The 19,726-nt window shown below is 66.6% G+C and carries 19 protein-coding genes; 9 read left to right on the plus strand and 10 right to left on the minus strand.

The features are described from left to right. Together Q0996_RS08470 and Q0996_RS08475 are read left to right on the plus strand one after the other, a co-directional pair. Nucleotides 1–1,203, plus strand: coding sequence for a dATP pyrophosphohydrolase (locus Q0996_RS08470; RefSeq protein WP_299617636.1), 1,203 nt, complete (start codon nt 1–3; stop codon nt 1,201–1,203). Beyond that, complete coding sequence (locus Q0996_RS08475; protein WP_299617638.1) at nt 1,200–2,027, plus strand: NTP transferase domain-containing protein; 828 nt, start codon at nt 1,200–1,202, stop codon at nt 2,025–2,027. The genes Q0996_RS08470 and Q0996_RS08475 overlap by 4 nt, the downstream gene beginning before the upstream one ends. Here Q0996_RS08475 and Q0996_RS08480 read toward each other — a convergent pair. Then, nucleotides 2,010–2,783, minus strand: coding sequence for a phosphocholine cytidylyltransferase family protein (locus tag Q0996_RS08480; RefSeq protein ID WP_299617640.1), 774 nt, complete (start codon nt 2,781–2,783; stop codon nt 2,010–2,012). The two genes, Q0996_RS08475 and Q0996_RS08480, sit on opposite strands and share 18 nt — an antisense overlap. Before the next feature lie 148 nt (nt 2,784–2,931). Between Q0996_RS08480 and Q0996_RS08485 the strand changes: the two genes are divergently transcribed. Further along, nucleotides 2,932–3,921 carry a metallophosphoesterase gene (locus Q0996_RS08485; protein WP_299617642.1) on the plus strand — a complete coding sequence of 330 codons (990 nt, stop codon included), beginning with the start codon at nt 2,932–2,934 and terminating at the stop codon, nt 3,919–3,921. Here Q0996_RS08485 and Q0996_RS08490 read toward each other — a convergent pair. Then, nucleotides 3,827–4,393 (minus strand): DUF2141 domain-containing protein, encoded by a 567-nt coding sequence (locus Q0996_RS08490; protein WP_299617644.1) that lies wholly within the window; start codon nt 4,391–4,393, stop codon nt 3,827–3,829. The two genes, Q0996_RS08485 and Q0996_RS08490, sit on opposite strands and share 95 nt — an antisense overlap. A gap of 127 nt (nt 4,394–4,520) precedes the next feature. On the opposite strand from Q0996_RS08490, the gene Q0996_RS08495 reads away from it, so the two are divergent. From Q0996_RS08495 to Q0996_RS08520, 6 genes are all read left to right on the plus strand, one after another. Further along, nucleotides 4,521–4,979 (plus strand): HIT family protein, encoded by a 459-nt coding sequence (locus tag Q0996_RS08495; protein WP_299617646.1) that lies wholly within the window; start codon nt 4,521–4,523, stop codon nt 4,977–4,979. 51 nt (nt 4,980–5,030) lie between these two features. Then, nucleotides 5,031–6,248, plus strand: a complete 1,218-nt coding sequence (locus Q0996_RS08500) for an LptF/LptG family permease (protein WP_299617648.1) — start codon at nt 5,031–5,033, stop codon at nt 6,246–6,248. Further along, the gene (locus Q0996_RS08505; RefSeq protein WP_299617650.1) at nt 6,245–7,330 is read left to right on the plus strand and encodes an LptF/LptG family permease; all 1,086 of its coding nucleotides are present in this window, start codon (nt 6,245–6,247) and stop codon (nt 7,328–7,330) included. The genes Q0996_RS08500 and Q0996_RS08505 overlap by 4 nt, the downstream gene beginning before the upstream one ends. A 170-nt stretch (nt 7,331–7,500) precedes the next feature. Further along, nucleotides 7,501–8,709 carry a CDP-alcohol phosphatidyltransferase family protein gene (locus Q0996_RS08510; protein ID WP_299617652.1) on the plus strand — a complete coding sequence of 403 codons (1,209 nt, stop codon included), beginning with the start codon at nt 7,501–7,503 and terminating at the stop codon, nt 8,707–8,709. 2 nt (nt 8,710–8,711) lie between these two features. Then, nucleotides 8,712–9,692 carry an acylglycerol kinase family protein gene (locus Q0996_RS08515; RefSeq protein WP_299617691.1) on the plus strand — a complete coding sequence of 327 codons (981 nt, stop codon included), beginning with the start codon at nt 8,712–8,714 and terminating at the stop codon, nt 9,690–9,692. A gap of 5 nt (nt 9,693–9,697) precedes the next feature. Then, the gene (locus Q0996_RS08520) at nt 9,698–10,609 is read left to right on the plus strand and encodes a hypothetical protein (RefSeq protein ID WP_299617654.1); all 912 of its coding nucleotides are present in this window, start codon (nt 9,698–9,700) and stop codon (nt 10,607–10,609) included. 16 nt (nt 10,610–10,625) lie between these two features. On the opposite strand, the gene Q0996_RS08525 is transcribed toward Q0996_RS08520, so the two are convergent. The 8 genes from Q0996_RS08525 to Q0996_RS08560 all read right to left on the minus strand — a co-directional run bounded on the left by Q0996_RS08525 (nt 10,626) and on the right by Q0996_RS08560 (nt 19,642). Next, nucleotides 10,626–11,840, minus strand: a complete 1,215-nt coding sequence (locus tag Q0996_RS08525) for an aminotransferase class I/II-fold pyridoxal phosphate-dependent enzyme (protein WP_299617657.1) — start codon at nt 11,838–11,840, stop codon at nt 10,626–10,628. A 4-nt stretch (nt 11,841–11,844) separates the two neighbouring features. Beyond that, entirely contained in the window at nt 11,845–12,096 is a 252-nt protein-coding gene (locus Q0996_RS08530) for an acyl carrier protein (RefSeq protein WP_299617659.1), read from the minus strand. Nucleotides 12,097–12,205: 109 nt separating this feature from the next. Continuing rightward, a complete protein-coding gene (locus tag Q0996_RS08535; protein WP_299617661.1) occupies nt 12,206–13,174 on the minus strand; it encodes an NAD(P)-dependent oxidoreductase in 969 nt (322 codons plus the stop codon). A 47-nt stretch (nt 13,175–13,221) separates the two neighbouring features. Then, nucleotides 13,222–15,006, minus strand: a complete 1,785-nt coding sequence (locus Q0996_RS08540; protein ID WP_299617663.1) for a fatty acyl-AMP ligase — start codon at nt 15,004–15,006, stop codon at nt 13,222–13,224. A gap of 596 nt (nt 15,007–15,602) precedes the next feature. Then, on the minus strand, nt 15,603–16,637 hold the full coding sequence (locus Q0996_RS08545) for an oxidoreductase (protein WP_299617665.1): 1,035 nt from the start codon (nt 16,635–16,637) through the stop codon (nt 15,603–15,605). 123 nt (nt 16,638–16,760) lie between these two features. After that, on the minus strand, nt 16,761–17,861 hold the full coding sequence (locus Q0996_RS08550) for an ABC transporter ATP-binding protein (protein WP_299617667.1): 1,101 nt from the start codon (nt 17,859–17,861) through the stop codon (nt 16,761–16,763). 18 nt (nt 17,862–17,879) lie between these two features. Further along, on the minus strand, nt 17,880–18,761 hold the full coding sequence (locus tag Q0996_RS08555) for a carbohydrate ABC transporter permease (RefSeq protein ID WP_299617669.1): 882 nt from the start codon (nt 18,759–18,761) through the stop codon (nt 17,880–17,882). Next, nucleotides 18,758–19,642, minus strand: coding sequence for a carbohydrate ABC transporter permease (locus Q0996_RS08560; protein WP_299617671.1), 885 nt, complete (start codon nt 19,640–19,642; stop codon nt 18,758–18,760). Before Q0996_RS08560 ends, Q0996_RS08555 begins: the two co-directional genes overlap by 4 nt. Nucleotides 19,643–19,726 lie beyond the last annotated feature (84 nt).

The following is a 19,726-nucleotide window of genomic DNA, read 5'->3' on the forward strand; positions in this document are numbered from 1 at the left end:
ATGACCCAATCCTCCAAGGCCTCGCCGCGGGCCGCGCAGACCATCGATCACCCGAGCTGCGATGCCTCGGTGGTCGTCAAGGCGGTGGAGACCGCGGCGGAACGCGAAACCTTCATCCGCCTGCCCTGGGCGCTCTACGGAGACGACCCGGCCTGGGTGCCGCCGCTGCTGCAGGAGCGCCGGGACTTTCTGAACCCGCGCAAGAACCCGATCTTCGAGACGGCCGATGTGCGTCTCTGGCTCGCCTTCAGGGACGGACGGCCCGTCGGCCGCATCTCCGCCCAGGTCAACCGGGCCCATCTCGCCCGCTATCAGGATGCCACCGGCCACTTCGGCCTGCTGGAAGGCGAAGACCGGGCGGAGACCTTCGCGGCGCTGCTGACCACGGCCGAGTGCTGGCTGCGCGAACAGGGGATGCGCCGCGCGGTGGGACCGTTCAGCCTCTCGATCAACGAGGAGTCCGGCCTGCTGGTGGAGGGTTTCGCGCACCCGCCGGCGCTGATGATGGGCCACGCCCAGCCCTACTACGCAACGCGGCTGGAGGCCGCGGGCTACGCCAAGGTCAAGGATCTGATCTGCTATCGCTATGGCGCGGAGCAGGACCTGCCCGCCGGGGTCGTGCGCTTCCTGGAGAAGGCGACGGCGGTGGAGGGGCTCACCATCCGCTCCCTGGACATGGGCCGCTATGAGGACGATCTCGCGAGCATCATGGGCATCTTCAACGATGCCTGGTCGGAGAACTGGGGCTTCCTGCCGATGTCCGCCGCCGAACTGCGGGCCATGGCCCGGGACCTGAAGCCTATCGTGCGGCCGCAGACCATCGCCATTGCCGAGTTGGCCAGCCGCCCGGTGGCCATGGCCATCGGCCTGCCCAACGTCAACGAGGCCATCGCCGATCTGGACGGCCGGCTGCTGCCCTTCGGCTGGGCCAAGCTGCTGTGGCGGCTGAAAGTCCGCACCACCGCCTCCGCGCGGGTGCCGCTGATGGGGGTGCTGCGGGAGTTTCACGGCAGCATGCTGGGGGCCGCCCTCGCCTTTGCGGTGATCGACGCCATCCGCCGCACCCAGAAACAGATGGGCGTGGAATGGGTCGAGCTTTCCTGGATTCTGGAAGACAACCTGCCCATGCGCCGCATGCTCGAACAGCTCGGCGCGGACGCCTACAAGACCTATCGTGTCTACGCGCGGGACCTCGGCGGATGACCGGCCCTTCCCCTGATGAAGGGCGCTTCACTGCGCTGGTGCTGGCCGGCGACCGCGGGCCCGAGGACCCGCTCTGCCGCGCTGCCGGCGTCACCCACAAGTGCCTGGTCGAGGTGGGCGGCGAACCGATGGTCGCGCGGGTCGTGGCGGCCCTGGCGGCCAGCCCCTGGATCGGCCGCATCGCCCTCTCTCTCAACGACCCCGCCCTGGCGGCGCAGATCCCCGGCTTTCAGGCCCTGATCGACCAGCGGCGGCTCACCGCGCTGGCCACGGCGGAGAGCCCGAGCCGCAGCGTTCTGGCCGCCCTGGAGGGCCTGGACGACCCCTTTCCCCTGCTCATCGCCACCGCGGACCATGCGCTGCTGAGCCCGGCGATGGTGGACCACATCTGCGCCGCCAGCGCCGGCGCCGACCTCGATCTGGCCGTCGGGGTGACCGGTTCGGCCCTGCTGCTGCGCCGCTATCCCCAATCCAAGCGGACCTATTTGTCGTTCCGGGACGAACGCTATTCCGGCAGCAACCTCTTCACCCTGATGACCCCCACGGCAACCGCCGCCGTGGACCTCTGGAAACGGGCGGAGCAGCAGCGCAAGCGGCCCTGGCGTATCGCCGCCGTCTTCGGCCCGGCCCTGCTGCTGAACTATCTGCTGCGTCGGCTGACGTTGGACCAAGCGCTGGCGCGGATATCGCAACGCCTGGGCCTGACGGTCGCCGCCGTCAAGATGCCCTTTGCCGAGGCGGCCATCGACGTGGACAAGCCGGAGGATCTGGCGCTGGTGGAAGAGATCCTGGCGCGGGAAGCCGGTTCAGGAGGTCCCGGTTGAGGCGACCGCGTCCTGCGGCGCGCTGTGCCAGCCGGCCACCATCTGGCGGGCCTTCTTGATATCGACGGGATAGTCGATCTCGCACCACGCGTGGCCGCTGATGGTCACGGCCTGCACCGGCGTTTCGCGCGCCAGGGCGGCGATCACCGAGAGATACCATTGCTTGAGGGCCGCCGGCTCCAGCATCGCCGCCTCAAGGGCAGCGACGAAGCGTGCCGGCCCCTCGCCGCGGAACAGCAGCATGCCGATGGACTCGCCGTGGACCCGCTCGCCCGGCAGGGTCTTGCCGATGTCCAACAGGCGGCTGCCGTCCAGTTCGACCTTCATGTCGTCGTCGTCGTAGCGGGACTTGTGGTCGACCGCCAGGCTGATGGGCGCCGGCGCGCTGTCCAGGAGCGTATGCAGGACCGGCGGGCTGAACAGGGTATCGCTGTTCAGCAGCAGGAAGTCGCCCTGCATCTCCGCGCGCGCCATCCAACAGGTGGCGAGGTTGTCGGCGACACCGTAAAAGGGATTGTAGACGGCCCTGAACTGCGTCTGGGGCCAGCGCCGGCCCAGACGCTCCAGGCTGCGTTCCACGGCCGGCAGGTTGAAGCCGGCGAGAAACACGATCTCCGCCACGCCGCGCTCGGCCAGCGCATCGACCTGCCACTCCAGAAGGGACTTGCCGCCGATATCCAGCAGAGCCTTGGGCTCCACCTCAGTCAGAGGGAGCAGGCGCCTGCCTTGACCGGCGCCGATAATCAGTGCTTTCAATGGACTACGGATCCCCAGGTACGAGTGGTTGGCTTTCTCCGGCGGTGCGTCTTGATCACATGTTCCTCCCGAAACGTCAACCTTTGTGCCCTTTCTGAACTCCCGTTGAACCCCTTCTGAACCACCGAGAAAGCCCAACCAAACCAAGATGTTCCTGCTCGCCCACATCTCCGACCCGCACCTCGGGCCGCTGCCGCCGGTCCGCCCGGCGGAGATCCTGAACAAGCGGTTTTTCGGCTACCTCTCCTGGCAGCGCCGGCGCCGCAACGTGCACAGCCCGGCGGTACTGGCGGCACTTGCGGAGGATCTGGCGGCCCAGGAAGCCGATCACCTGGTGATCACCGGCGATCTCACCAACATCGCCCTGGCCGAGGAGTTTACCCAGGTCGGGGCATGGCTCCACGGCCTCGGCCCCGCCGATGCGGTGAGCGTGATCCCCGGCAATCACGACGCCTATGTGGCAGTGCCCTGGGAGGCGTCCCTGGCCCACTGGCAGGCCTTCATGACCAGCGAGACGGAAGCCGATGGCGCGGCGAGCCCGCCGGCGGGCCCGGAGGACTTTCCCTTCCTGCGCTTTCGCGGGCCGCTTGCCATCCTCGGTCTCAGTTCCGCACAGCCGACGCCGCTGTTCTGCGCTTACGGCACCCTCGGCGAGGCACAACTGGACCGCCTGCGCCGCCTGCTGCGGGAACTGGGCGAAGAGGGTTGGTTCCGCGTCGTCCTGTTGCATCATCCGCCGAGCCTGGAGGGCATCGCCTGGCGCAAGCGCCTGGTGGACGCCGCGGCGTTCCGTCGGGTGATCGCCGAAGAGGGCGCCGAACTCGTGCTGCATGGCCATGACCACACCTTCGGCGAAGACCGTATCGCGGCCGCCGCGGGGCCGGTGCCGGTGTTCGGCGTGCCCTCCGCCTCCGCCGCGCGGGAAAGCCGGAAGAAGCCCCTGGCGCACTACCAGACCTATGCCGTTGCGCGCGATGGGGGGGGCTGGTCGGTCCAGGTGACGGCGCGCGGTTTCGACCCGGCGCGCGGCGGCTTTCACGAGGTCAGGACTGATCGCCTCGCGATGTCCGGCGGGCCGGAGAGCCATCTCCCTGAAGATAAAGGATCGAGACCCGCAGGCTCGTCGGGCCCTGCTTGACGCTGAACAGCGTCTCTTCCTGGTCCGGCTTGCCGAAGCGGAACCCCGGATTGTTGGAAAAGCCGTAGCCTTCCGAGGGGATGCCGATGAAATCCCGGTCGAATTTCTTGTTGCCGTTCTCATCGTGATAGAGTGCCACCGAGTAGCGGCCGGCGGCCGGTGCCTCGAGGCAGAGCAGCGTCTCGCCCTCCTGCGCCTCGACCCGCACGCGGTCCAGCCGCGCGCCCTTTTTCAGGAACGTCTCCGGATTGTCGGCATAGAGGACCGCCGTTATCAGCCCCTTGGAATTCCGCACATTTTCGACCGTGACCTCGATCAAACCGAGGCCTTCGGCGGCGCAGTCGCCGGGTTCCTCAGCGGCCTTGCCAGGCAGAGCCGCGAAGAGCACCATCGCCGAGACTGCTGCCGCCGCGGCGGTCGCCGTCAGAAACCTGCGGCCCGGGCTCACCAAGCGAGAGCTAAGCGCTGACATCGATCATTCCTTCGGAGTTCAACAGGGGATCACCAGTAACGGCTGCATCCGGTGTTACGAGCGCAACGCAGACCGCATCCCTGCCTAGGGCCTATTGAGACCAGCCTCAGCGAGGTAAGACGCCATCGTGACTTTGTCAAGCAAGCCCAACGACACCATGACCAAGTTCGGCTACCCGGACACGCTGATCCGCGACTACCGCCGCTGGGTCGTTCTGCTGCGGCCTCACCAGGCGACGCTGGGCGCGCTGGTGCTGGTCTGCAAGGACCCCGCCCAGGCCTTCGGCGAGGTCAGCCCCCAGGCTTTCAGCGAGCTGCAGCAGGTCATCGGGGATATCGAGGCAGGGCTCAGCGCCTTTCGGACCTACCAGAAAATCAACTACGTTATGCTCATGATGGTTGACAAGGACGTGCATTTTCACGTCTTACCCCGCTATGAAAGCGAGCAGGTCTTCGACGGCACGGCCTTTCCCGACAAGGGATGGCCGGCGGTTCCGGACCTGACGGCGGGCGTTCATCCGGACAGCGCCGCACTGGCGAGCCTGGGCACCGCATTGAAGGCCGCCTGGCCGTCCGGGCCGGTTTAAGGCCCGGTCACGGCCGGTAGCACCTGGCGCAAGCACCCGGGCGGGGGGACGATGTCAACCATCAGCGGCTACATCCTGCGACAGACCATGGCGCCGCTGCTGGCCACCGTGGCGCTGGCGCTGCTGGTGCTGCTCACCGAGCGGATGCTGCGGCTTCTGGACCTGGTGCTGGATTCCCACGGCGGCCTGACGGTGCTGCTGGAGATGCTGGCCTATCTGGTGCCGCACTACATGGCCCTGGCCCTGCCGGTCGCGTTCTTTCTCGGCGTTCTGCTGGCCTTTAGCCGCCTGCATCAGAACCACGAACTCGATGCCCTGGGCTCTGCCGGGGTCGGGCTGCCGCGTCTGCTGCAGCCGGTGCTGCTGCTGGCGCTGGCGCTCACCGTGATCTCCGCGGTCAACTTCAGCATCGGCCAGCCCTATGCCCGCTACATCTACCGTGCGCTGGTCCACGACATCGGCGAGGCCTCGATCAACGTCTACCTGCAGGAACGCACCTTCATGGAGGTGAACGGCGTGACCTTCATGGCCGAGCGCTTTCACCGCGGCAGCCGCGAGTTCGGCGGTGTGTTCATCTACGAGGAGAATAAGGAGGGACAGGCCGTTGCCATGTCGGCACAGCGCGGCAACCTGGACCTGGCGCCCAAGGGCGAGCGCTCGACCCTCTTCCTGCTGAACGGCGTGCGTATGGAAGTCGACCTGCCGGCGGCCATCGAAGGCGGCGAAAAACCCCCGGACTTCGGTGTGTTGCAGTTCGGCAACTTCCGCAACCCCATCGATCTTGTGGGCCAGGACGCCTTCAGACCGCGCGGCGAGGATGAGCGCGAGCTCACTCTGCTGGAGCTTTGGCGCTATCGCGCGACGCCGCCGCCCGGCGTGACGACGGACCAGATGCTTGCGGAGTTCCATGACCGCCTGGTGCGCACGCTGTCGGTGCTCTTCCTGCCCTTCCTGGCCGTGCCCTTCGCCATCGGCGCCCGGCGCGTGCACCAGGCCTATGGCATCGCCGCGGGCCTGCTGATCCTGGTCGGCTACAATCAGCTTCTCAGCATCGGCAAGTCACTGGCGTCCATCGATCAGGTGCCCGCCCTCCTTGGCCAGTGGCTGCCCTTCCTGGTCCTGGCGGCCGGCAGTTCCTATCTCTTCTACCGCAGCGCCTATCTCGTCGGACAGGGCAGCGGTCTGCCCTCGCCGCTGAAGGCCCTGGACGCGGCGATGCGGCAACCCAGGGCGCGGCCCGAGGGCGGCGCGAGGCCGGCCCCGAAATGAGTCTGCTGTCCCAATACCTGACGCGGCTGCTCTTTGTCCGCTTCCTGCTGCTGCTCTTCGGCATGGGGGCGTTCATGATGGGCCTCGATTTGATGGTCAACGCCAACAGCGTCATGGCCGACGGCGACAACGCGCTGGCCTCGCTCACGCGCTATATCCTGCTGCGCTCGCCCACAATCATCTCCGATCTCATCAAGATCGCCGCCCTCCTGGCCGGCCTCCTGACCCTTACCTTTCTCATCCGGCACGGGGAACTGGCGGCGATCTGGAACTCCGGTGTGTCGCAGTTCGGACTCGTGCGCCGCCTGATCCCCCTGGCAATCATTCTGGGCGGCCTGCAGTTCGTCATCGACGACCGGGTCGTGCCGGGCAGTGTCGAGGCGCTCAGCGACTGGGGTGTCGTCGACGATGTCGGCGGCCGGGACCGCAAGGGTGCGACGGCCGTCACCTGGATCCACGTCGGAAGCGATATTCTGCGCATTCCCCAGACCAACATCGACCCCCAGGGCCTGCGCAACTTCACCCTCTTCGAGCGGGACGCAAATGGCAATCTCCAGGCGCGCCTGGATGTCGGCGAAGCACGCTACCGGGACGGCAACTGGGAGCTTCGCGACATCACCGAGCGCCGCGTCGCCGGCGGGCCGGTGCGCCACGAGGCCCGGCGCAACTGGCCGGTCGATCTGGATGTGGAGAGCCTGCAGCACGTGCTGGTGCATCCGCGCAATCTCTCCCTCGGGCAGATCCTTCACTTCACCGACGGCGACGGCCAGGGCACCTGGGCCCCCTACCTCTACGAGACCTGGCTCTACACCAAGCTGAGCAACTGCCTGGTTCCCTTTCTCATGCTGTTTCTGAGCGTCACCCTTGCGCAGCAGTCGCAGCGCGCCGGCCGTATCGAGTTTCTTCTGCTGGGCGGCATCGTCATCGGCTTTTCCTTCTTCATTTTCAACGGCATCACCCTTGCCATGGGCGAGGTGGGCATGCTGCCGCCGCTGGTCGCCAGCAGCACGCCGCTGCTGGTCTTCGCCGCCGTGGCCGCCAGCGTGGCCTTCTGGCACGAACTGAAGAAGGCCCCCAGCTAGAGAAAGGTCCCCCGGCCAACCTCCGCTCCGCCGGGGCGAGCTGGGCCCGGCGGCTTCCTTGACAATCCGCGCCGGCTCCGATTAATGGAGCGCTTCGGCCCGGCCGGCAGATCGAGGCGCGCCCTTCGAAGGGCCATCTGCCCCGAGTATTCGCAACAAAGTGAGCCCAGGTGAGCGCTGAGACCGATCCACGGCCCTCCACGGATGCCGCGCCGCCGCTCGCCGGCGGCCAGCCGGCGGCCGTGGCCTGCCTTGTCGGCAGCAGCGACCTGGAGATCTGGTTCGACAACCCCGGCGGACGGCTGCGCAGGGCCCTGGTCAAGGCCGGCATCGAGCGCTTCGTTGAGGAAAACAGCCTGGCTGGGGAGAGCGAAGCTGTCCTCCTGGCACGGGCCGACGCGGTCATCGACGCGCCGCTGATCCAGGCGTTGCTGGCCAACCCGGGGGCGGTCCTCCTGTCCAACGGACCGCAGGACGGCGTGCCCCTGGCGGTCCACGCCCCGGCGGGTCTGGCCCTGCGCGCCGCCGAGGTCCTGCGCCAGGGACCGGGCGCGCAACTGCCCGGCGGACTGCACGCCGCCCGCGTTGCCGATCTCGGGGCTTCCTACTGGCAGGCGCTGCGCAAGCGCGAAGAGCCCTATGCCCTGCTCCCCGGACCTGCGGAGCGGGCGGCCACCGAATGGCGCATCTTCATGGGCACCTACAAGGGTGCCACCGATCTCGTCACCAAGTGGCTCTGGCCGCGGCCGGCCTTCTACGTCACCAAGTTCTGCGCGCGCTTCGGCATCACACCCAATCAGGTGACAGCCCTGAGCCTGGTGATGGTGATCGTCGCCTTCTACTGGTTCTGGCAGGGCGACTGGTTGCTTGGTCTCGTCGCGGCCTGGCTGATGACCTTCCTCGACACCGTCGACGGCAAGCTCGCCCGGGTGACCCTGAAGTCCAGCAAGTTCGGCAACGTCTTCGACCATTCCATCGACCTCATCCATCCGCCCTTCTGGTATCTGGCCTGGGGGATCGGCCTGCAGCAGGGGGCCCATGCGGTGATGCCGGGCGCGCTCGAATTCATGCTCATCGTCATCATCGCCGGCTATGTGCTGCAGCGGGTCATTGAGGGGATTTCGATCTGGCGCTTCGGCCTGGAGATCCATGTCTGGCGGCGCATCGACACCTGGTTCCGCCTGGTAACGGCCCGGCGCAACCCGAACCTCGTGCTGCTCACCCTTGCCGTCGCCGTCGGCCGGCCGGACTGGGGCCTGATTGCGGTGGCGGTCTGGACCGCGGTCTGCCTGCTACTCCACGGGCTGCAATTGCTGCAGGCCGCCCAGGCCGCGCGCCGGACCGGAAAGCTCACGTCCTGGATGGCGGGGCCTGCGTGAGCATGGCGAGACTGGGCGTCATCACCAACCCGCGCAGCCAGAAAAACAAGGGCGGACTGGACCGCTTCGCCAAGGTCTTGGCGGAGGCGCCGGAGACCCGTCACGTGGTCCTCGGCGCCATCACCGAGATTCCCGAGATCCTCGCCGACTTCGCCCGGCAGGAGATCGACGTGGTCGCCGTTGCCGGCGGCGACGGCACGGTCCAGGCCGTCCTGACGGAGTTGTTCGGCACGCGGCCCTACGAGAAGCCCCCGCGCCTCGCCGTGGTGCCCCGGGGCATGACCAACATGATCGCCGCCGACGTGGGCCTGCGCCGCCGCGGCCTCACGCGGCTGCTGCAAACCAGGGACGCCGGGGAGTTGGACCGGGCGACTGTCGAACGGCGCATCCTGCGCCTGGAGAATGCCCGCGATCGAAAGCCGCAGTACGGCATGTTCTTCGGCGGGGCGGCGATCTATCGCGCCATCCTCGCCTGCCGCAACCAGGTGCATCCCTATCAGATCAAGGCCGATGCCGCCGCAGCCGTCACCCTGGCAGGCCTGCTGGGCGGCTGGCTCCTGCGCGGCGGACGCCGGAGCGCCGAGGCCGAAGCAAAGAACGGCGCCGCGGTCTTTTCCGGCGACCGCATCGAGGCCGCCTTCGACAATCTGCCCCCGCAGGACCTCTTCAGCCTGGTGGTCCTGGCCACCACCCTGGACCGCCTGATCCTCGGCAGCCGGCCGTTCTGGAACGGCAGCCAGGGCCACCTGCGCTTCACCAGCATCGCTTATCCGCCCGAGCGCATCCTGCGCTATGCTTGGCGCCTGCTCTACGGGCGCGAAGACCGCAGCCTGCCGGACAGCAGCTACATGAGCCGCAAGGCCGGCCGCGTTTCGCTGACCATGAACTGCCCCTTTACCCTGGACGGTGAGTTGCTTGAGCCCGAAGCGGAGAAACCGGTGATTCTGACGGCCGCCGACCAGGCGCGCTTTCTGAGGATCTAGGCCCGATGGACAGCGGCGACCTGAGATCTGTCCTCCAGAACGAAGTGGACCAGCAGGTCTCGCCGCCTGTCGCCGCCATCGTCGCGGCGGCGCGGCAACGCCACGGGGAAACTGTCGCCGCGGTGCTGTTCTATGGCTCCTGCCTGCAGCAGGACAGCGTCGAGGGAAAGATCGTCGATCTCTACCTGCTGGTGGACGACTACCGCAGCGCCCATCACGGGCGCCTGTCCGCCCTGCTCAACTGGGCCCTGCCGCCCAATGTCTACTATCTGGAAACGCCGTTCGAGGGCACGGTCGTGCGCGCCAAGTATGCGGTGATTTCCCTGGCGGATTTCGCCCGCGGCGCCGGCGGCGGCTGGTTTCATCCCTACCTCTGGGCGCGTTTTGCCCAGCCCTGCCGGTTGGCCCACTGCCGCGACGAAGCGGTGCGGACGGTAGTGATCGCAGCCCTCGAAGGGGCTGTCCGCAAGACCATGGCCGAGGGCTTGGCGCTGAGGCCCGGTGCCACCGTCCATGATGTCTGGACTGCCGTGTTCCGCCAGAGCTATAGCGCGGAACTGCGCGCCGAACCGCCGGAGCGGATCGCCAGACTTCTGGCCGCCAACGAAGACTATTTCGCGCGGGCCGGCACCGCGGCGCTGATCGCGCTGCAGGCCTCAGGAACCGACACAGTCACCAAGCGGTCACAAAGCGTCGGCGCTAGGTGGCTGCTCCGGCGTCTCCAGGGCAAGCTTTTGTCGGCGCTGCGGCTGATCAAGGCGGCCTTCACCTTTCAGAACGGCGCCCAGTACCTGCAGTGGAAGATTGAGCGCCATTCCGGCGTCGCGGTCACGCTGACGCCCTGGCAGCGGCGCCATCCGGTCCTGGCCTCGACGGTGCTGTTCTGGCAGCTCTACCGGCGCGGCGCTTTCAAATAGAAGGGGCGTTCGCCGGCTACTCCGCCGCCGACTGCGCGTCCTGCCAGGAACGCAACGCCTGGAAGCACTGGTCGAAGACATCGCAGACCTTGGTCACCTGCGCCGGCGTGTGGGCCGCGGACAGGCTGCAGCGCAGCAGGCAGCTTCCGTCGGGGGTGCCCGGCGGCAAGGCCAGATTGACGTAGACCCCGGCTTCCAGAAGGGCGTTCCACATGAAGACCGCGGCCGCCTCGCCGGGCATCTTCACGGCGACGATGGGGCTGGTCTCGGCGCAGATGGTAAAGCCGAGGTCCGTGAGGCCCTGGTAGAGCATCCGCGCGTTGTCCCAGAGCTGTTTGCGGAGATGCGGGCCAGACTTGATCTTGCCCAGGGTGGCCATGGCCGTGGCGATGCTGGAGGGCGAGGAGGAGGCGGTGAACATGTAGGGCCGGCTGGTATAGCGCAGCCGTTCGAAGGCCGGCTGGTCGGAGGCGCCGAAGCCGCCCACGGCGCCCAGGCTCTTGCTGAAGGTGCCGACCACGTAGTCGACGTCCTCTTCGACGCCGGCCGACTCGGCGATCCCGCGCCCGTTCTCGCCGAAGACACCCAGGGAGTGGGCCTCGTCCACCAGCAGTTCGACACCGTGGCGGCGCTTCACGTCGACGAACTCGTCGAGCGGCGCCTGGTCGCCCAGCATGCTGTAGATGCCCTCGACCACCACCAGCTTGCCGCCCTCCTTGTCCTTCAGGCGAGAGAGGCGCTTGTCCAGATCTGCCGGCGAGTTGTGGCGGAAGCGGATCAGGGTGGCGCCGCTCAGGCGGCAGCCGTCGTAGATGCTCGCATGGGAGTCGGCATCGAGCAGAATAACGTCTTTGGAGCCCGCCAGCCCCGCCAGGATGCCCAGGTTTGCCTGGTAGCCGGTGGGAAACACCAGGGCCGAGCGGCGCCCGAGGAAATCCGCGATTTCCTGCTCCAGGGCACGGTGGCTGGAATAGGTGCCGTTGGCGATGCGCGAGCCGGTGGTGCCGGTCCCCTCCCGCTTCACGGCTGCGACCGCGGCATCGACGCAATCCTGATCGAAGGTGAGGCCCAGATAGTTGTTGGTCCCCACCAGGATGACCTCGCGGCCGTCGACGATCGCTTCCGTCGCCGAGACGATGCGGTCCATGCAGATGTTGAAGGGGTCGCGGCCCGCCGCCACAAGGCGGTCGTGGCGGGCGGCGACCTGATCGTACTTGTCGAAGAGGCTCATGGAGTCAGTCTTTGCTCAACTGTGCCAACACGACGTCCACCAGATCCTGCAGGCTGTTGACGTCGGGGAGCAGGCTGATCGGGATGTCGATCTCGAAGCGGTCCTCAATTTCCATAACCAGGTTCATCGCGGCAACGGAATCCATGTAGAGATCGGCTGAAAGATCGGTCTCCGGCGTCAGCTCGATGCCTTTTGGATTAAAGGGCTCAAGAAGCTGTACAACCTCCGTCTGGACCGTATCGGCAGTCCACTGCATACCTATTCCTCATGGTGTGACCTGCGCCCCGGATGCGATGTCCGAATTGGAGTTGTCTCCGCCGGGCGGCGGCGACCGCGGGTCCCCTTTTCCCTTGCCTTTGTGCCGGCTATAGCCAGCCAGCAGCCTTATACCATGCGAGGGTCCTTGAGAAACCCTCCTCGAACGCCACCAGCGGGCGCCAAGGAACCAGATCGCCGAGCAGATTGCTGCGGCAGACCCAGTCCGGATGGGCAATCTCGTTCACCTTCCCCTGGGACAGCACCGAGGCGCGCCCGGTCAGCATGGCCATTCCGCTGCTGATGCCCGCCACCAGCCGCAGCAGCGGCCCCGGTACGGCCAGGCTGCGCACCCGACGCCCAAGCTGGCGTTCGGCCGCAGCGACGACGTCGGCCCATGCATAGCCGCCAGGCCTGGCATCATCAAGCTCGATGATGTGGGGCTCCGGCGGGGATGCCTGCAACAACGCCTCCACCGCGGCGGCAAGATCCTCGACGTAGATCATGGAGAAGCGGCCGGCACCGCCCGGGATGAGCGCGAACCCGCGGGCGAACTGGCGAAAGAGGTCCAAGGTGGCCCGGTCACCGGGCCCATAGACCACCGGGGGCCGCAGGACCTGCCAGGACAGGCCCTCCGCTTTACGCCGCAGCAGGTCTTCGGCCTCCCGCTTGCTGGCCGCATAGGGCGAGAGCCCGGGCTCGCGGGCGGCCAGGGAGGAGATGAGCAGGAACCGCGGCGCGCCGGGCGCCGCTGCCGCCGCCTCGGCCAGGCGGGCGGTTCCGATGCCGTTGACGGCGTGAAACTCGCTGCGCCGCCGGGCCGCCACAAGGCCGGCGCAGTGCACCACGGCGTCGGCACCGGCGACCAGCTCGCTCAAGGCCGCAGGGGAGTCCAGCGCGCCTTGCACCGGCGTCACCAGCTCACCGAGGTCGCCTAGCGCGCTGTCCTGCAAGGGCCTGCGGACCAGGGCCCTGACCCGCCATCCACCGGCGGCCAGCCGGCGGGCGATATGGCCGCCCACAAAGCCCGTGGCCCCGGTCAGGGCAACGGTTCCGGCTTGCGGTGTCTGGCTGGTCATGGGGAGCTAATCTAGAGCGATCGCGGCGCTCCCCCGCGGTGCGCCGGCTATTTGCGCTGTTCTGAGAACGCGGCTCTGGCCGGGCCCGACTGGCCGACGGCGAGGTTGAGATCGAAGATTTCGCCGGCGATGTAGTCTTCGCGCACGGCCGAGCGGCTCAGCTTGCCGGAGGAGGTGAACTTCAGGGTCTTCGGCGGCACCAGGACGACCTGGCAGTCGGCGCCACAGGTCTTGCGCACCGTGGCGACCACCTTCTTGCGCAGGCTCTCGCGGGCGGCGACATCGTGCAGGCGGCACTGCAGCACCACGATCATCCGTTCGCCCTCGCCGGGCTCGATCACCGAAAAGCAGGCGACATCGCTGGCCCTGACGTCTTCCAGGGCCTCCACCGCCCACTCGACGTCCTGCGGCCAGATGTTCAAGCCGTTGAGAATGACCAGATCCTTGCGGCGGCCGGTCACGACCAGGCGCCCATCGGTCATATAGCCGAGATCGCCGGTATCCAGCCAGCCGTCGTCGGTGAAAACCGCCGAGGTCGCCACCGGATCGTTGAAATAGCCGTCCATGACGCTGGGCCCGCGGACCACGACCCGGCCGATATGATGGTCCGGCAGGGCGACGTTCAGCTCGCTGCGGATCTCCACCTCATGGTCGGGCAGCGGAACGCCGCAGATCACGAAGGGCCGGGCGGCGCGGCTCGAACCGATGCCGTTGCGCTTCACCGACACCACACTGCCGGTCTGGGCGAAGTGTTCCTGATCGACACGGTCGACCTCCACCCCCTGGTCCAGGGGCGTAAAAGTCACGGCAAGGGTGGATTCGGCCAAGCCGTAGCTGGGCAGGAAGGCCTTGGCGGAGAAACCTGTGACCCCGAAGGTCCCGACGAAGCGATCCAGGATCTCCGCCCGGACCATTTCTCCGCCGATGCCGGCCACCCGCCAGCGGGAGAGGTCGATGGTCTTGGCCGAACCGTTGAGGCCGCGGCGCACGCAAAGCTCGTAGCCGAAGGTCGGGCTGAAGGAGATGGTGCTGCCATGCTCGGAGATGAGCTTCAGCCAGGTGAGCGGACGCAGCGCGAAGTTCTTGGTCGCCAGATAATCGATGGTGATCTGGCTCAGCATCGGCGTCAGGCAGAAGCCGACCAGCCCCATGTCGTGATAGAGCGGCAGCCAGGAGGTGCTGCGGTCGCCCTGGCGCAGGTCCAGGCCGTGCCGGCCGATCCCACGCGCATTGCTGGTAATCGCCTGCTGCGAGACCAGCACGCCGCGCGGCACGCTGGTGCTGCCGGAGGAGTACTGGATGTAGCAGGCTTCATCGCTGGTGAAGGGCCGGAGTGCGCCCCCCTCAAAGGGCAGGGCGTAAAAGTCCTCCGGCGTTCCGATCATCTTCAGGGAACCGGCGGCTTCCTTCAGATAGTGGAGCATCTCCGCCGGACCCACCGCGACCTCGGCACCGGCCTTGACGATCATCGACCGCAGGCGCGTCACATAGGCGTCGTGGCCGCCCAGATGGATGGTCAGCGGCAATGGGACGGGAATCATACCTGCGTATTGGCAGGCGAAGAAAAAGACCAGGAAATCCGGGCTCGTCTCGGCAACGATCGCAACCCGGGTCCCGCGCTTCAGCCCGGCCTTGTCGAAGCGCTGTGCCATGGTGACGGCGAGATCGCGAATCTCGCGGTAGGTCAAGGACTGCCGGAGTTCGCCTTTTCGGCCAAAGAAATTGCATCCCGTCTCACCCCGTGCGGCGTAATCCAATCCTTCGGCCAGCGTGGCGAAGTCAGAAACGACAAAAGGCAGACTCGTATTCGTGGATGCCGTTACACCTGGCATTATTCAATCCCTAGCTTTTCTCTTTACCTGGCTTTCCTGTGTCTTTTTTCGGGCAGATTGTCCTTTTGCCTCAGGCTGAGCCTTTCCTTCGTGACGCTGCCCGTGCCCCCCTGGAGAAACTAAGTCAACGAAACATGCGGTCGCCCGCCGCCGGGCCAGCCTGGCAGCGTGCGCAATCGGTATCGCGGCAGTGCGGATTTGCCCGACAAGATTGGATTCCCCCAAATCCCCCGCAGATTCTCTAGAGTCGTGTGATTTTCACAAAAGGTCAACGGGGTTACATGCATTTCAATGTAGGCAGCCCAATTCCGTGAACCGTTCGAGACGAATCCGGCCTCATGTTGGGGGACGGGATGACGGCGTCGTCGCATTTGTTACGGGCCTGTGATTTACGACAGATGCCCCGAAGGATCAATCGCTGAGCCCGACAATCCCTCGGATACTCTCGCGCCCGCTGCAATCCGCGGCCCGAGTCCGCTGGGACCAAAACCGCCGACCAGCCGATCCATTGGCACCTGACCATCCCCTGTCGCGCGCCGCCGCAGCCCCAACGCAGTCTGGGAGCCGTGCCGACCGAGACCCTCTCCAAAACACCGTCAGCAGCGGAGACGGGCTCCACTGTCGCTCGAGTCTCTGATCATCTCGATTAGACGGATAGTGTCGCGGGCTTCTTCCGCCCGGACGGGCGGCGGTGTACCGCTTTCCAGCGCCTCGCGCAAGAGGGCATAGAAGCGGTGATGTGCGCCTGGCAGGCTCGGTTCGAAGCGGGTGCTGGCCTGGCCATCCTGGTAGGTGGTCACCCGGGCCCAGCGGTCCTGCGGCTCGACGCCGAAGCCCTCGTCCAGCGGCGTCATACCGGCCCGCAGCTGGTCCTCCTGGATATCCATGAAACGTTTCATGTAGGAGCCGTGGGTGCCGTGGACGGCATAGCGGGTCGAGGGATCCGGGACGCAATAGCTTGCGAAGAGGTCGATCCTGAGGTCGCCCTTGCCCATGCGGGCGTGAAAGGCGTCGGCGATCTGGCCGCCGCGGCGCTGGCTGACGAGGTCCCCCTCCACCCAGTCGGGAAGGCCGAAGAGATGCAAGGCTTGGTCGATCAGGTGGGCCCCGAGATCGTAGTGGATCCCGACGCCGGGGGCCGGTGCCTCCTGCCAGCGTTCCGTCACCTCCGGCCGGAAGAACTCGAAATGCGCGCGGTAGCTCTTGATCTCGCCCAGCTCGCCGGCCTCGATCAGGGCCTTCAGCGTCAGGAAGTCGGAATCCCAGCGGCGGTTCTGGAAACAGGTGGCGACCCGCCCCGCCGCGGCCGCCGCGGCGATTACGGCATCGGCTTCCGCAACGCTCGGTGTAAAGGGCTTATCGGAGACCACGTGCTTGCCCGCGGCCAGGGCCTCCAGCATCAGCCCCGGGTGGGTCGGGCTGGGGGTCGCCAACACCGCGAGATCCACGTCGGGATCGGCGAAGAGCGCGGCCGGCGTCGGGTGGACTCGCGCGTCCGGGTGGTCGGCATGGACCTTGGCGCTGTCGGAGGACGCCACCGCGACAAGATCGAGGCCCGCCGCGGCAAACAGCGGCGCGTGAAACACCTTGCCGGCCAGCCCGTAACCGACCAATCCGACCCTTAGTGTCATGACTGTTCTCGTTCTCCGAACTCGAAGCGGTTCCGGCCCGCACCCCCGCCCGGCCACCCACTAGGATACTCGCGCTGGGTGGCCGGGCGGGGGTGCGGGCCGGTGCCGAAAGACAAGAACACCCTAATTTATCCGCATTTCGGTCTGCGGATCGAAGAAGTGCACCTTGTCCATGTTGAAGGCCAGCGGCACCCGGTCGCCCGGGGCGATCCTCTCGCTGGAGCGCACCCGCGCCGTGAATTCCTTCTCGCCCAGGCGGGTCACGACGAACTTGTCGGCGCCCGTGGGTTCCACCACGTCGATGTTGCAGTCGACGGTCTCCACGTAGCGGGCCGAGCGATCGGCGCTGGCAACGTCGGTGACGTCCTCCGGGCGCACGCCGAAGACCACATCCTGGCCGGCGCGGGCGCGCAGCGCCTCGGTCGGCTCGGCGATGGGCAGATCCACCGCGCCGATCCTGACGGAGGTGGTGCCGTTGGCCGACTGTACGTTTCCGGGCACCAGATTCATGGTGGGCGAGCCCATGAAGTCGGCGACGAAGACATTGGCGGGGCTGGCATAGACCTGATCGGGGGTGCCGACCTGCTGCAGGATACCGTCTTTCAGCACGGCGATCTGGGTCGCCAGGGTCATGGCCTCAATCTGGTCGTGGGTGACATAGACGATGGTGGTGCCCAGCGCCTGGTGCAGCTTCTTGATCTCGGTGCGCATGTCCACCCGCAGCTTGGCGTCGAGGTTGGAGAGCGGCTCGTCGAAGAGAAAGACCTGCGGCTCCCGCACCAGGGCGCGGCCCATGGCGACACGCTGGCGCTGGCCGCCGGAAAGCTGGCCGGGGCGGCGTTTCAGCAGGTGGTCGATCTGCAGCATGTCGGCCACCCGGCCGACGGCGGCCTCGCGCTCCGGCTTCGACACGCCGCGCATCTCCAGGCCGAAGGCGATGTTCTCGGCGACGTTCATGTTGGGATAGAGGGCATAGGACTGGAACACCATCGCGATGTCGCGCTGGGAGGGATGCAGGTCGTTCACCGGACGCCCGTTGATGCGGATCTCGCCGGCGGTGATGGTCTCCAGCCCGGCGATGGTGTTCAGCAGGGTCGACTTGCCGCAGCCCGAAGGGCCGACGAGCACGAGGAAGCCGCCTTCGTCGATGGCGATGTCGATGCCCTTCAGCACGTCGACCTCGTGGAAGGACTTGCGGAGATCGCGGATTTCGAGAAACGCCATGATTACCCCCTAGCGGACCTAGCCCTTCACCGCGCCGGCCATGAGCCCGCGCACGAAGTAGCGGCCGGATACGACATAGACGACGAGCGTGGGCAAGGCCGCGAGGATCGCCCCGGCGAAGTGGACGTTGTATTCCTTCACCCCGGTGGAGGAACTCACCAGGTTGTTCAGGGCCACCGTCATGGGCTGGCTGTCGAAGTCGGCGAAGGAAGCGCCGAAAAGGAAGTCGTTCCAGACGTTGGTGAACTGCCAGATCACGGTGACCACGATGATGGGCCCGGACGACGGCAGCAGGATGCGGCGGAAAATGCGGAAGAATCCGGCGCCGTCGATGGTCGCCGCCCGGATCAGCTCGCTGGGAAAGGCATCGTAGTAGTTGCGGAAGAACAGGGTGGTGAAGCCCAGGCCGTAGACAACATGGACCAGCACCAGCCCCCAGGTGGTGCCGGCTATCCCCAGCAGGCCGAGAATCCGCGCCATGGGAATGAGCACGATCTGGAAGGGGATGAAGCAGGAAAACAGCATAAGCCCGAAGACGATGCGGTGGCCGCGGAACCGCCACTTGGTCAGCACATAGCCGTTCAGCGCGCCCAGGAAGGTGGCGATGAAGACCGCCGGAACCACCATCATGATGGAGTTGACGAAGTAGGGCGAGAGACCGGTGGGCTGCACGCCGATCTGCGCCTCTCCCCAGGCATTGATCCAGGGCGCGATGGTGAAGACCTCCGGCAGCGCCAGCATATTGCCGGAGCGGATTTCCTCCAGCGGCTTCACCGAATTCACCAGCATGACGAAGAGCGGCAGCAGGTAATAGACCGCGAAGAGAATCAGCACCGCGAAGATGGCCACGCGGGTGATCACGCCGGTGCGCAGGGCGATGTCGTTGCTGGCCGCGCTCATGTCCGCTTCTCCCTCAGCTCGCTGTAGAGATAGGGTATGATGATGGAGGCGATCATGATCAGCATGATCACCGCCGAGGAGGCGCCGACCCCCATCTGGTTGCGGGTGAAGGTGTAGGAGTACATGAAGGTCGCCGGCATCTCGGTGGCCCGTCCCGGGCCGCCGTTGGTCAGCGCGATCACCAGGTCGTAGGACTTGATCGCCAGGTGGGCGAGCACGACGAAGGCCGAGAGGAAGGCCGGCCGTAGCATGGGAATGACGATGCGGCGGTAGAGCTTCCAGGCCGAGGCGCCGTCGATCTGCGCGGCCTTCAGGATCTCGTTGTCGATGCCGCGCAGGCCGGCCAGGAACATCGCCATGACGAAGCCGGAGGACTGCCAGACGGCGGCGATGACGATGGTGTAGATCGCCATGTCGCGGTCCTTGATCCACCGGAACTCGAAGGATTCCCAACCCCAGAGGTGCATCACGTTTTCCAGGCCGATCCCGGGATCGAGGAACCACTTCCAGGCGGTGCCGGTGACGATGAAGGAGAGCGCCATGGGATAGAGGAAGATCGGTCGCAGCACACCCTCGCCACGGATCTTCTGGTCCAGCAGGATGGCCAGCCCCAGGCCGATCACCGTGCAGATGCCGATGTAGAGCACCCCGAAGATCGCCAGGTTGCTGAGGGCGGTCGACCAATGGCGCAGGCTGAAGAGCTTGAAGTAGTTGGCAAAGCCCACCAGGTCGAAGGACGGCAGCATGCGCGAGCCGGTGAACGACAGATAGCCGGTGAAGACGATGAAGCCGTAGACGAAGATCAGGATCAGAACGAAGCTCGGCGACAGCACGAGTTTCGGCAGCAGATCCTGGGCAGTGGCGCGCAGGCGGGTCGGCATGGCGAAGACGTCAGCTCTTGAGTGAGGCGCGGGGCCCGGGGAAGCGGCGCCCGAAACGAGGTCCGGGCGCCGCTTGCGCAGCGG

The organism is Pelagibius sp. (genome assembly GCF_028289705.1).
GTDB lineage: Bacteria > Pseudomonadota > Alphaproteobacteria > Kiloniellales > Kiloniellaceae > Pelagibius.

Coding starts and splice junctions, on each gene's coding strand:
- Q0996_RS08470 (WP_299617636.1), top strand. CDS start 1: ATGACCCAATCCTCCAAGGCCTCGCCGCGGGCCGCGCAGACCATCGAT.
- Q0996_RS08475 (WP_299617638.1), top strand. CDS start 1,200: ATGACCGGCCCTTCCCCTGATGAAGGGCGCTTCACTGCGCTGGTGCTG.
- Q0996_RS08485 (WP_299617642.1), top strand. CDS start 2,932: ATGTTCCTGCTCGCCCACATCTCCGACCCGCACCTCGGGCCGCTGCCG.
- Q0996_RS08490 (WP_299617644.1), bottom strand. CDS start 4,393: ATGTCAGCGCTTAGCTCTCGCTTGGTGAGCCCGGGCCGCAGGTTTCTG.
- Q0996_RS08500 (WP_299617648.1), top strand. CDS start 5,031: ATGTCAACCATCAGCGGCTACATCCTGCGACAGACCATGGCGCCGCTG.
- Q0996_RS08505 (WP_299617650.1), top strand. CDS start 6,245: ATGAGTCTGCTGTCCCAATACCTGACGCGGCTGCTCTTTGTCCGCTTC.
- Q0996_RS08515 (WP_299617691.1), top strand. CDS start 8,712: ATGGCGAGACTGGGCGTCATCACCAACCCGCGCAGCCAGAAAAACAAG.
- Q0996_RS08520 (WP_299617654.1), top strand. CDS start 9,698: ATGGACAGCGGCGACCTGAGATCTGTCCTCCAGAACGAAGTGGACCAG.
- Q0996_RS08525 (WP_299617657.1), bottom strand. CDS start 11,840: ATGAGCCTCTTCGACAAGTACGATCAGGTCGCCGCCCGCCACGACCGC.
- Q0996_RS08530 (WP_299617659.1), bottom strand. CDS start 12,096: ATGCAGTGGACTGCCGATACGGTCCAGACGGAGGTTGTACAGCTTCTT.
- Q0996_RS08535 (WP_299617661.1), bottom strand. CDS start 13,174: ATGACCAGCCAGACACCGCAAGCCGGAACCGTTGCCCTGACCGGGGCC.
- Q0996_RS08540 (WP_299617663.1), bottom strand. CDS start 15,006: ATGCCAGGTGTAACGGCATCCACGAATACGAGTCTGCCTTTTGTCGTT.
- Q0996_RS08545 (WP_299617665.1), bottom strand. CDS start 16,637: ATGACACTAAGGGTCGGATTGGTCGGTTACGGGCTGGCCGGCAAGGTG.
- Q0996_RS08550 (WP_299617667.1), bottom strand. CDS start 17,861: ATGGCGTTTCTCGAAATCCGCGATCTCCGCAAGTCCTTCCACGAGGTC.
- Q0996_RS08555 (WP_299617669.1), bottom strand. CDS start 18,761: ATGAGCGCGGCCAGCAACGACATCGCCCTGCGCACCGGCGTGATCACC.
- Q0996_RS08560 (WP_299617671.1), bottom strand. CDS start 19,642: ATGCCGACCCGCCTGCGCGCCACTGCCCAGGATCTGCTGCCGAAACTC.